At 71.8% G+C, this 11,936-nt stretch carries 10 protein-coding genes; 3 read left to right on the forward strand and 7 right to left on the reverse strand.

The genetic code is table 11. The features are described 5' to 3' along the window. The 3 genes from AC3CH1_RS25065 to AC3CH1_RS25075 all read right to left on the reverse strand — a co-directional run bounded on the left by AC3CH1_RS25065 (position 1) and on the right by AC3CH1_RS25075 (position 1,902). Positions 1-744 (reverse strand): DUF2071 domain-containing protein, encoded by a 744-nt coding sequence (locus AC3CH1_RS25065; protein ID WP_488464991.1) that lies wholly within the window; start codon positions 742-744, stop codon positions 1-3. After that, complete coding sequence (locus tag AC3CH1_RS25070) at positions 741-1,085, reverse strand: metalloregulator ArsR/SmtB family transcription factor (protein WP_488464992.1); 345 nt, start codon at positions 1,083-1,085, stop codon at positions 741-743. Before AC3CH1_RS25070 ends, AC3CH1_RS25065 begins: the two co-directional genes overlap by 4 nt. Positions 1,086-1,260: 175 nt before the next feature. After that, positions 1,261-1,902 (reverse strand): superoxide dismutase, encoded by a 642-nt coding sequence (locus AC3CH1_RS25075; protein ID WP_389194714.1) that lies wholly within the window; start codon positions 1,900-1,902, stop codon positions 1,261-1,263. Between the two features lie 314 nt (positions 1,903-2,216). Between AC3CH1_RS25075 and tkt the strand changes: the two genes are divergently transcribed. Further along, positions 2,217-4,436: a transketolase gene (gene tkt / locus AC3CH1_RS25080; RefSeq protein WP_488464993.1), complete on the forward strand. Its 2,220-nt coding sequence runs from the start codon at positions 2,217-2,219 to the stop codon at positions 4,434-4,436. 120 nt (positions 4,437-4,556) lie between these two features. After that, positions 4,557-5,228, forward strand: coding sequence for a Dps family protein (locus tag AC3CH1_RS25085; RefSeq protein WP_488464994.1), 672 nt, complete (start codon positions 4,557-4,559; stop codon positions 5,226-5,228). Positions 5,229-5,257: 29 nt separating this feature from the next. Here the strand turns inward: AC3CH1_RS25085 and AC3CH1_RS25090 are convergent, their stop codons facing one another. The 4 genes from AC3CH1_RS25090 to AC3CH1_RS25105 form a co-directional block, all read right to left on the reverse strand. After that, positions 5,258-6,493 (reverse strand): epoxide hydrolase family protein, encoded by a 1,236-nt coding sequence (locus AC3CH1_RS25090; RefSeq protein WP_488464995.1) that lies wholly within the window; start codon positions 6,491-6,493, stop codon positions 5,258-5,260. A gap of 76 nt (positions 6,494-6,569) precedes the next feature. Further along, the gene (locus AC3CH1_RS25095; RefSeq protein ID WP_488464996.1) at positions 6,570-7,637 is read right to left on the reverse strand and encodes a glycerophosphodiester phosphodiesterase family protein; all 1,068 of its coding nucleotides are present in this window, start codon (positions 7,635-7,637) and stop codon (positions 6,570-6,572) included. Positions 7,638-7,908: 271 nt separating this feature from the next. Continuing rightward, positions 7,909-9,375 (reverse strand): amino acid permease, encoded by a 1,467-nt coding sequence (locus AC3CH1_RS25100; RefSeq protein ID WP_488464997.1) that lies wholly within the window; start codon positions 9,373-9,375, stop codon positions 7,909-7,911. A 120-nt stretch (positions 9,376-9,495) separates the two neighbouring features. Continuing rightward, positions 9,496-10,959, reverse strand: a complete 1,464-nt coding sequence (locus AC3CH1_RS25105) for an amino acid permease (protein WP_488464998.1) — start codon at positions 10,957-10,959, stop codon at positions 9,496-9,498. A 382-nt stretch (positions 10,960-11,341) separates the two neighbouring features. Here AC3CH1_RS25105 and AC3CH1_RS25110 point away from each other — a divergent pair, with 382 nt between their 5' ends. Next, positions 11,342-11,935, forward strand: a complete 594-nt coding sequence (locus AC3CH1_RS25110) for a biotin transporter BioY (protein WP_488464999.1) — start codon at positions 11,342-11,344, stop codon at positions 11,933-11,935. The last annotated feature ends 1 nt before the right edge of the window (position 11,936 follow it).

Below are 11,936 nucleotides of genomic sequence, written 5' to 3' on the forward strand. Positions count from 1 at the left end.
TCAGCCCGCCCCCGCTCCGCACCCCACCCGGAACGGCTCCCCCTGCGACCAGTCCGCCGCCACTCCCCGCATCACCAGCGCGCTGTCCAGCACCGCGCTGCCCGGCGGGAAGCGGTCCGGGTCCTCGAAGAACGAGGAGCGTACGGAACGGGGCCGGCCCGCCGTCACCTTCCAGGCGTCCGTGGACAGTTCGAGGACGTCCAGGTGGCCCCCGCCGGTGCTGGGGGAGAGGCCCCGCCGGCCGAGGCGGAAGAACTCCGACGCCTCCGCCAGGTCCGTGAACAGCCCGCTGCCGCGCAGTTCGTCGGCGGGCTCCACGGTCGCGTCCACCTCCACCTCGCCGTCCCGGGTCGCGAAGGCCACCCGTACGGAGTCGGCGTCCTCCCGCATCGTGAAGTCCGCGCGGCCGTGCTCGCCCGGGTAGATCCGCCCGCCCGCGAAGGCGTTGAAGCGGGAGGCGGTGTCGCGGCGCGGGATGTAGACGCCGCGCTCGACGCCGTCCGGCCCGTCCCACTCCACGGAGATCCGGTGCGCCGCGTTCTCGCTGGTCAGCCCGGTCGCGGCGGGGGCCCAGGCGGGGCGGACGCCACCGATCCGCAGCAGGCAGATCCCGGCCACCGCCTGACCGCGCACCAGTTGGGGCCGCAGCGGCACGGGCAGCAGGGCCGCCGCGACGTGACGGTCGACCCGGTAGTTCACCAGGAGGCGGCGTTCGATGACACTGGAGAGCCGGGGCCGGATCATGAGGCGTCGCCTTCCGGCGCGGAGCGCCACTTGGTGTTGCGGAGCACGATCTGCTCGGGGCACACGGCGCTGAGGAAGCGCCCCACGCACAGGGCGAGCCGTTCCTCGGCGAGGGAGTAGAGGATGCGGTTGGCGTCGCGGCGCTCCGTGACGAGCCCGGCGCCCTTGAGCACGCCCAGGTGGCGCGAGACGGACGGGGCGCTGATCGGGAACCGGTTCGCGATCTCGCCGGCGGCCAGCTCGCCGCCCCGCAGATCCTCCAGGATCTGGCGGCGGGTGGGGTCGGCGAGCGCGCGGAAGGCGCTCGCCTCTTCGTCGGCCGGAATGGCGGGTGATTCCATGTGTGCATGTTTAGCACATGGGCTAACTAGCTAAATAGCTAAATAGCCGTCATGGGGGAGCCCCCGCGAGCCATGTCCTCGCGGGGGCTCCCCGTTCATCCGCCTGCCGTGGTGAAGGTTGAGAAGACGATCACGAGGCAGGACGTCCGTGGTGGTGCGGTGCGCCGGCCTCCGGTCAGGGGGCGAGCAGCAGCACGTCCGCACGCTCCTTGGCGGCCGCGTAGCGCTTGGCCACGTCCTGCCAGTTGACGACCCGCCACATCGCCTCGATGAAGTCCACCTTCTGGTTCTTGTACTGCAGGTAGAAGGCGTGCTCCCAGGCGTCGAAGACGAGGACCGGGACCGAGCCCTGGCCGACGTTGCCCTGGTGGTCGTAGACCTGCTCGACGATCAGCTTCCCGCTCACGGGCTCGTAAGCGAGCACGCCCCAGCCGGAACCCTGGGTGGTCGCCGCCGCCTTCGTCAGCTGGGACTTGAAGCCCGCGTAGGAGCCGAAGGACTCGGTGATCGCGTCGGCGAGGTCGCCCACGCCGTCCGCCGCGAGGGGCTCGCCGCCGCCGTCGCCGGTCATGTTGTGCCAGTAGATCGAGTGCAGGATGTGGCCGGAGAGGTGAAACGCGAGGTTCTTCTGAAGGCCGTTGATCGCGCCCCAGGCCTCCTTGTCGCGGGCCTCTTCCAGCTGCTCCAGGGTGTCGTTCGCGCCCTTGACGTACGCGGCGTGGTGCTTGTCGTGGTGCAGCTCGACGATCTGCGGGTTGATGACCGGTTCGAGCGCCGCGTAGTCGTACGGGAGTTCCGGGAGCGTGTACGTGGCCATGATGCGAGCCCTCCGACTGCTGGGAATGCCGTCCAGTTGTTATTGCAAGCTATATGCAAGAGCAGGCTAACAGCAGGAGTGCTCCGAAGTGATCAGCCCTTCGGCCTAGGACTCACGGCGCTGACCGCCCCATCCCGCCCTCTTCCTCCTGTTTGACCGCCAAAGGTGATTTGCTCCTTATTCCGTGCTGCGCCCACCGTCGCGCGTTTGGTCCCGTCGTTCCGGGGGACCCGGCCCAACAGCCGGGCGGCCCGGGGCCGGGACCACGGTCGCGCCGTCCGCTGCCCGCCCGCCCCGCTGATCAGGAGGACTTGATGGCACCCGCCGAAACGCCGAACGGCCCCAACGACGGTCGCGATCCGCGCCTTGCCCCGCCCCTCGCCGACGCGGCGGGCTGGGGGCCGCTCGACGTCCGCGCCGTCGACACCGTGCGGGTCCTGGCGGCCGACGCGGTGCAGAAGGCGGGCCACGGTCACCCCGGCACCGCGATGAGCCTGGCCCCGCTGGCGTACCTGCTGTTCCAGCAGGTGATGCGGCACGACCCGGCCGACGACCAGTGGCTCGGCCGGGACCGCTTCGTGCTGTCCTGCGGCCACTCCAGCCTCACCCTCTACATCCAGCTGTACCTGAGCGGCTACGGCATGGAGCTGACGGACCTGGAGGCGCTGCGCACCTGGGGTTCCGCCACGCCCGGCCACCCGGAGTACCGGCACACCCGGGGCGTCGAGATCACCACCGGACCGCTCGGGCAGGGGCTGGCCTCGGCCGTCGGCATGGCCATGGCGGCCCGCCGCGAGCGCGGCCTCCTCGACCCCGACGCCCCGGCCGGCACGAGCCCCTTCGACCACCACGTGTACGTCGTCGCCTCCGACGGCGACCTGATGGAGGGCGTGACCTCCGAGGCCAGTTCCCTGGCGGGACACCAGGAGCTCGGCAACCTGATCGTCTTCTACGACTCCAACCACATCTCCATCGAGGACGACACCGACATCTCCTTCAGCGAGGACGTCACCGCCCGCTACGCCGCGTACGGCTGGCAGGTCCAGACGGTCGACTTCACCCGGACCGGCGACTACGTCGAGGACGTCGACGCCCTGCTCGCCGCAGTCGAAGCCGCGAAGAGCGAGCGCGGCCGGCCCTCCCTGATCCTGCTGCGCACGATCATCGGCTGGCCCGCGCCCACCAAGCAGAACACCGGCAAGGCCCACGGCTCGGCGCTCGGTGACGACGAGGTCGCCGCCACCAAGAAGCTGCTCGGCTTCGACCCGGACGCCGACTTCGCCGTCGAGGACGACGTACGGGAACACGCCCGGGCGGTCGTCGAGCGCGGGGCCGATGCCCACCGCGCCTGGGAGCCCGGCTACCAGGAGTGGCGCTCCGCCCACCCCGAGCGCGCCGAACTCCTCGACCGGCTGCGGGAGCAGAAGTTCCCCGAGGGCTGGGCCGACAGCCTCCCCGTCTTCGAGGCCGACCCCAAGGGCATCGCCACCCGCAAGGCGTCCGGCGACGTGCTCACCGCGCTGGCACCCGTGCTGCCCGAGCTGTGGGGTGGCTCGGCCGACCTCGCGGGGAGCAACAACACCACCATGGAGGGCGAGCCGTCCTTCGTGCCGGAGTCCAAGCAGACCGGTGAGTTCCCCGGCAACCCCTACGGCCGCACGCTCCACTTCGGCATCCGCGAGCACGCCATGGGCGCGATCCTCAACGGCGTCGCGCTCCAGAGCCTCACCCGCCCCTACGGCGGTACGTTCCTGATCTTCAGCGACTACATGCGCCCGGCCGTCCGGCTCGCCGCCCTGATGAAGCTCCCGGTCACCTACGTCTGGACCCACGACTCCATCGGCCTGGGCGAGGACGGCCCCACCCACCAGCCCGTCGAGCAGCTCGCCGCCCTCCGCGCGATCCCCGGACTCGACGTCGTACGGCCCGCCGACGCGAACGAGACGGCCGTGTGCTGGCGCACCGTCCTGGAGCACCACGACCGGCCCGCCGGTCTCGCCCTGACCCGGCAGCCGCTGCCCGTCCTGGAGCGGGGGGACGACGCGTACGCCTCCGCCGAGGGGGCAGCCCGGGGCGGCTACGTACTCGCCGACAGCCGGGGCGGGACGCCCGACGTCATCCTCGTCGCGACAGGATCCGAGGTCCACATCGCCCTGGAAGCAAGGGAGTTGCTGGCCGCCGACGGGCACGACGCGCGCGTGGTCTCCCTGCCCTGCCGCGAGTGGTTCGCCGAGCAGTCGTACGCCTACCAGGACGCCGTCCTGCCGCCCGAGGTCCGGGCCCGGGTCAGCGTCGAGGCGGCCGTCGCCCAGGGCTGGCGGGACATCGTGGGCGACGCGGGCCGCATGGTGAGCCTGGAGCACTTCGGAGCGTCCGCCGCCTACGAGCGCCTGTACGAGGAGTTCGGCATCACGCCCCGCGCGGTCGCCGACGCCGCACGGGAGAGCATCCGCGCGGCGGCCGGACCCGTCCGGCCCGGCGGGGAGCGCCCCGGCGCGGCCCCGACCGAGGGCGGCACCGGAGACGTCGGCTAGGCGCCCTCACGCCCCCCGACCGAGGGCGGCACCGGAGACGTCGGCCAGACGCCCTCACGTACCCCACTACCACCACCCATCACCACCACCACCGCCGTTGATCATCCGCAAAGGAGCCCCATGTCCCCCGCACGCACCCCCCGCTACACCGTTCCCGGCCTCGGCGTCGACGAGGGCCGACAGGTCATCGACCTCCTGACGCTGCGCCTGCACGCGCTCAACGACCTCGCGCTCACGCTCAAGCACATCCACTGGAACGTCGTCGGGCCGCACTTCATCGCCGTCCACGAGATGCTCGACCCCCAGACCACCGCCGTACGCGACATGGCCGACGCCGCCGCCGAGCGCATCTCCGCCCTCGGCGGCGAGCCGAACGGCACCCCGGGCGCCCTGGTCAGGGAGCGCACGTGGGACGACTACAGCGTCGGGCGTGCCGACGCCATCGCCCACCTCGGCGCCCTGGACCTCGTCTACACGGGCGTGATCGAGAGCCATCGTGAGGCGGTCGAGAAGGTCGGCGAGATCGACCCCGTGACCGAGGATCTGCTCATCGAGCACCTGCGTGGCCTGGAGCAGTTCCAGTGGTTCGTCCGGGCCCACCTGGAGTCCGGCTCCGGCACCCTGTCGAACGCCGACGCCGACACCGAGGAGGAGGCGGCCGAGGCCGCGTCGCCGAAGCGGGCCGCCGCCAAGCGCACCCCCGCCAAGAAGACGGCGCTGCCCGCCCCGGCGAAGAAGACCGCCAAGAAGGCGGTCAAGAAGTCCACGGCGAGCAGGCGCACCACCCGCTGAGGAGACCCGCGGGCCCTGGACGGGAGCGTTCAGGGCCTGCGGCCGCGGAAGGTGCGGCGCAGGTCGCTCACCCACGCTTCGGGGTTCTCCCAGGGGATGAAGTGACCCCCGCGGTCATGGGCGTTGACGTTGACGTGGTTGAACCACTCCGCCTGCGGGCCGCTCTCGAACGCCCGGACGCGCTCGGCCGCGGTGTGGACGCCGGGCGGGTTCTCGTAGGTGACGAAGGTGAGGCCGACCGGGGCCCGCACGACCGGGGTGCGGTCGTGGGACGGGGCCCAGGGGTAGCGGTTGGCGTTGGCGTAGTAACGCATCGACGTGGCGATGGAGTTGTTGACCCAGTAGATCGTGGCGTGGGTCAGCAGGTCGTCCCTGCTGAAGACGGATGAGAGGTCTCCGCCGTTGTCGCTCCAGGCGTTCCAGCGCTCCAGCAGCCAGGCGAGCAGCCCGGCGGGGGAGTCGCTGAGCCCGTGGGCCAGGGTGGCGCCGTCGAGCATGTGCACGGCGAGGTGCGGCGCCCAGCGGCGGTCCTGCTCGACGATGCGGGCGCGGACGTCGGCGGGCTGGTCATCGGTGAGGGGCCGGTTCCGGGCGAAGTCCCAGGCTCGGGGGCCGGTGAAGAAGTCGAGCGGCAGCCCCGAGCCGATGTGGATGCCGTACAGCTCGTCGGCGTACTTGTGGCCGAGCTGGCTGGATACGATCCCGCCGATGTCGCAGCCACCGGCGGCGTACTTCTCGTATCCCAGCGTCTCGGTCATCAGGGTGTGCCAGAGGTCGGCCACCTTCCAGAAGTTGACGTCCGGAAAGCCGGTGAGCGGGCCGGGGAAACCGAAACCCGGCAGGGACGGCACGATGACGTCGAACGCGTCGGCCGGGTCACCGCCGTGGGCCGCCGGGTCGGCGAGGGGGCCGATCACCTTCGACCAGTGCCAGAACGTCCACGGCCAGCCGTGGGTGAGAATCAGCGGGACCGGGCGGGGGCCCCGGCCGGGCTCGCGCATGAAGTGCACGGGGACGCCGTCGACGCTCACCCGGTACTGCTCGTGGGCGTTGATGGCGGCCTCGGCGGCGCGCCAGTCGTAGCCGTCCCGCCAGTGGGCGACCAGCTCACGCAGATAGCCGTCCGGAACGCCGTAGGACCAGTCCTCGTTCCCCTCGTCCAGGGGCGGTCGGGTCCGTGCGAGACGGGCGCGCAGGTCGTCGAGGACCCGGTCGGCCACCTGGATCGGGGTGGGCTCCAGGGGGAAGGCGTGCGGGGCGGTCATGGCGTGGTCCCTTCCGGGAAGCGGGAAGCGCTGTCGCCGGAACGTTTCCACATCCGCCCCCCCGGCCCGGCCGGAGTCACGCCCGCAGGTCGTCCCTGGCCTGCGCCGCGAGGTCCGGGAAGTCCGTCACCACCGCGTCCACGCCCTGCCCGTAGTGGAAGGCGTACTCGGCGAACGCGTCACCGAAGGCGGTGGGCGCACTGCCCCGGCGGTACGCGGCAGGGAGGTACTGGTTCTCCGCGCGGAAGGTGTACGCGCCGACCTTCAGGCCCGCCGCGTGCGCGTCCGCCAGCAGGGTGCTCGGCGGCACGAGCGAGGACTTGTCCGGGCCGATCCACTCCGCGTACGAAGCGATCTCGCGGAGCCCGGCCGGGGTCATCATGTCCCGGTAGGCGACCCCGTGCCCGTACGGGCCGCCGCTCGTGCCCAGTGCCTGCCACAGCGGGAGGCCGAGGCGGGCCGCGGCGACCCGGCGCAGGCTCGCGGGCTCGAAGGACTGGACGACGCAGTCCCGGGCGGTCAGCCGGTTCCGGCGGATCACCCGGATCAGCTCCTCCTCCAGCGGCAGCCCGATGGAGCGGAAGTACGTCGGGTGCTTCGTCTCCGGGAACACCGCGATCCGCCGGCCCGACTCCCGGGACAGCCGCCGGGCCAGGTCGATCACCTCCTGGAAGGTCATCACCGAGCCCCGCCCGTCGAAGACCGTGTTGCGGTCGCGGACCAGCGGGAGCCGTTCCACCGTGCGCAGCGTCCGCAGCTCGCGCAGGTGGAAGTCCTCGGTGAACCAGCCGGTCACCGCCTTGCCGTCGACGGTCTTCGTGGTGCGGCGGTCCGCGAACTCGGGGCGGTCGGCGACGTCCGTCGTCCCGCCGATCTCGTTCTCGTGCCGCACGACCAGGACGTGGTCCTTCGTCGGCACGAGGTCCGGCTCGATCCAGTCGGCCCCGGCCCGTACGGCATGGGTGTACGCGTCGGCGGTGTGCTCGGGCCGCCAGCCCGCCGCCCCCCGATGCCCGATGACCAGGGGGCCCGACGGACGGTGGAGGCCCCGGCCGGCGGGGGCGGCGACGGCCGGGGCGGTGGCCGCGGCGGTGACGGCGGCGGTGGCCAGGAGGATCGAACGACGCCTGGGGGCAACGGACATGACGGCTCCTCGGGTGGGTGGAGCCACCACGGAAGCGAGGGCGGATGACGGCCCGGCGTACGGTACCCGGCCCCGCGATGTCCTGTTGGTCACGGGTGCACGCAGCGCCGGAACCACACACCGGAACGCCGGACGCCGAAACGCCGGGCTCCGCCCCGATCGTACGAGGAGGAGCCCGGCGTTCGTAGAGGTCGTGCGCGAGCGGCGGCCGAAAGGCCTGCGGGTGGCGGCACCGCGAGGCGTGCGGGAGACGGCCGCGAGGCGTGCGGAGCTACTTCTGCCGCGCCGGGACCTCGGCCGTGCCGTCGCCGCCGTCGCCGCTCGCACTGTCGCCGCCCCGCCGCCGCTGACGTACGAGGCCGATGCCGATCAGCACCACGGTCAGCGCCCCCGTGGCCAGCAGCTGGTCCCGGGTGTCCGGCTGGCGCAGCATCAGCAGGAAGATGCCCGCCATGGCCGCCAGGGCGACGATCGTGCCGACGGGGAAGAACCACATCCGCACGACCAGCTTCTCGGGCGCCTCCCGCTCGGTGCGACCGCGCAGGATCAGCTGGGAGGCGGCGATGAAGATCCACACCACCAGGATCACCGCGCCGATCATGTTCAGCAGCCACGGGAAGACGTCGTCCGGCCGCCAGTAGCTGAGCAGCACGCACGCGAAGCCGAAGACCGAGGAGAACAGCACGGCGTTGCGCGGCACCCCGGAGGAGATCTTCCCGAGGACGGCCGGGCCCTGGCCCCGGGCGACCAGCGACCGGGCCATGCGGGACGCGCCGTAGATGTTGGCGTTCATCGCGGAGAGCAGGGCGACGAGGATGACCACGTTCATGATCTGCGCGGCGGACCCGATGCCCAGGTGGTCGAGCATCGCGTAGAACGGGCCGACCTCGGCGACCTTCGGGTCGTCCCAGGGGACCAGCGTGACGATGACCGCCATCGAGCCGATGTAGAACACCGCGATGCGCCACATCGCCGTACGGACCGCCTTCGCGACGCCCTGCACCGGGTTCTCCGACTCCGCCGCCGCGATGGTGACGGTCTCCAGACCGCCGTACGCGAAGACGGAGGCGAGGAGCCCGATGATGAACCCGTCCATGCCCTTGGGGAGGAAGCCGCCGTCCCCCGCGAGGTTGGACAGGCCGGGCGCCTCCGTGTCGGGCAGCACGCCGAGGATCGCCAGCAGGCCGAGCACCAGGAACAGCGTGATCGCGATGACCTTGAGCGCGGCGAACCAGAACTCGAACTCGCCGAAGTTCTTCACGGCGGCCAGGTTCGTCCCGAGGAAGATCACCATGAACAGGGCCACCCACGCCCACTCCGGTGTCCCCGGCAGCCAGCCGCTGACGATCTGAGCGGCCCCGATGCCCTCCAGTCCCACGGCGACGCAGAGCAGGAACCAGAAGGACCAGCCCGCGGTGAACCCGGCCCAGGGGCCGATCGCCCGCTCGGCGTGCACGGAGAAGGAACCGGACGCGGGATTGGCGGCCGACATCTCGCCGAGCATGCGCATCACCATCATGACGAGCAGCCCGGAGATGGCGTACGCGACGATGATCGAGGGCCCCGCGGCGGCGATCCCGGCGCCCGAGCCGACGAACAGCCCGGCGCCGATCACCCCGCCGAGGGCGATCATCGAGAGGTGACGCTGTTTGAGTCCGTGGGTGAGCGCGGAGTTCGCCGAGGGGCCGGCGGGGGCCGCGGAGTCAGCGGTGGGGGGAGACGCGGAGGTCCGAGGCATGGACGGGCTCTGTTCGGTAGCTGAGACGGGGGACGAGCCCACAGTCTGAGCATCCCCACCGCTCACAGGGAACAGGTGTCCGCTATACGGTCACCGGACTCACACAAGGTGCACACCCGCTTACCGGTCGGTAGCGGTCGGCTTCCCGCGCTGCTCCCGTCGCTGCCGTCCCACCGCCACCAGCAGCACCAACGCGGTCGCCCCGGCCGACCACAACACCTGCGGGCGCGCCGCCTCGTCGGTCAGCATCAGCACCAGCACCCCGAACAGCCCGGCCAGCGTCACCCAGGTCAGATACGGGAAGCACCACATCCGCAGCGCGAGCGCCTCGGGAGCCTCCTGCTCCAGCCGGGCCCGCAGCCGCAGCTGGGAGGCGGCGATCAGCGCCCACACGAACAGCAGCACCGCGCCGACCGAGTTGAGCATGTAGAGGAACACCGTGTCCGGCCACAGCAGGTTGAGCAGTACGGAGACGAAGCCGAAGGCCACCGAGGCCAGCACCGCCCGGCGCGGCACACCGCCCGCCGATCCCCGCGAGCCCCCGCCCGCCCCGGGGGCGCCCGAGACCTTCAGCAGCCCGCGCGGGGCCTCCCCGCGCTCCGCCAGCGAGAAGATCATGCGGGAGGAGCCGTACAGATTGGCGTTGAGCGCCGAGAGCAGCGCCACGAACACCACGATGTTCATGATCTGCCCGGCCGACGGCACCCCGATCGCGTCCAGCACCTTCACATACGGGCTCAAGCCCGCCTGCTGCGCGGTCCACGGCAGCACGGTCACGATCACCAGCATCGAGCCGACGTAGAAGAAGAGGATGCGCACCACCGCACTGCGCACCGCACGCCCCACGGCGCGCGCCGGGTCGTCCGTCTCGGCGGCGGCGATGGTGACGACCTCAAGACCGCCGAAGGCGAAGACCACGGTCAGCACGCCGGAGACGACCCCGCCCCAGCCGTTGGGCAGGAAGCCGCCCTGGCCGGTCAGGTTGGTCATCCCGACCGGATCGGTGTCCGGGAGCCATCCGAGGACGGCCAGCAGCCCGAGCACCAGGAAGACCACGATCGCGCCGACCTTCAGGGAGGCGAACCAGAACTCGAACTCGCCGAAGTTCTTCACCGCCGTCAGGTTCGCCGCGGTGAACACCACCATGAACAGCAGCACCCACGCCCACGGTTCGACGCCCGGCACCCAGCCGTGGGCGATCTGCGCGGCCGCCGTCGCCTCCACGGCGAGGACCACCACCAGCAGGAACCAGTACAGCCAGCCGACACTGAACCCGGCCCACCGCCCGAGCGCCCGTTCCGCGTGCACGGAGAAGGAACCGGAGGCGGGCATCGCGGCGGACATCTCGCCCAGCATCCGCATCACCAGCATCGCGAGCGCCCCCGCGATCAGATACGAGACGACGATCGCGGGCCCCGCCACCGCGATCCCCGCGCCGGAGCCCACGAACAGCCCTGCCCCGATCACCCCACCGAGCCCCAGCATCGTCAGATGACGCTGCTTGAGCCCGTGCGACAGCGGCTCGGCCGGAACGGCGGTGGACGCGGGAGTGGAAGCCGGGGTGGGGGGAGGAGCCTCGTGCATGGGGGGAGGGGTCACTCTCGGATCAGCGAGCCGTGGCGGGTCGTGGCGGGGCAGGTCGTGGCGGGGGAGCGGCAGGTCGTGGGACGTCGTTCGGGGGCCGATCAGAGCGAGCTGATCGTTTATGGGGAAGCTACAGTCTCGCCGATCGCCGCCCGTCCCGCCAAAATGCGCCGAAGCGCCCCTCACCTCCGTGACGAGCGTCACGCGGGAGAGTGATTACGGCCCGGTCTTTGTGCGAATCCCACCAAGCCATCAACCGTCGCTTTGTGGGCGGCTGATGGTGATCGAGCGTTAACCCGTGGGCTAACGTCGGCGGGAGCCCGACCCCACCCTGCCCGGCGGGGGCCGTCCCGGCCCACCTGCCCTCACCCCCGGAGTCCCGATGAGCACTGCTGCCGCCCCCGTCCGCTCCGGAACGGTCCTCGCCGACCTGCTGCCCGCGGCCCGGCACCGCTACGCCGTGGACGCGGCCCTCGTCCTCGGCGGCGCCGCCCTGACCGGCATCGCGGCCCAGATCGCCGTCCCGGTCCCCGGCTCCCCGGTCCCCGTCACCGGCCAGACCTTCGCCGCGCTCCTCATCGGCACCGCGCTGGGCGCCCGCCGCGGCTTCCTCTCCCTCGCGCTGTACGCGCTCGTCGGCATGGCCGGCATGCCGTGGTTCGCCGAGGCCTCCTCGGGCTGGTCGATACCGTCCCTGGGCTACGTCTTCGGCATGCTCCTGGCCGCCACCGTCGTCGGCGCCCTCGCCCGGCGCGGTGGCGACCGTTCCGTGCTGCGCACCGCGGGCACGATGGTCCTCGGCTCCGCGATCATCTACGCCATCGGCGTGCCCTACCTCGCGCTGTCCACCGGGATGTCGCTGAGCGCCGCCGTCGCCGCCGGCCTGGTCCCCTTCCTGATCGGCGACGCCCTCAAGGCGGCGCTGGCCATGGGCCTCCTGCCGACCACCTGGAAGCTGCTCGGCCACCGCGGCTGAC

The organism is Streptomyces sp. MGP-P1 (genome assembly GCF_057766565.1).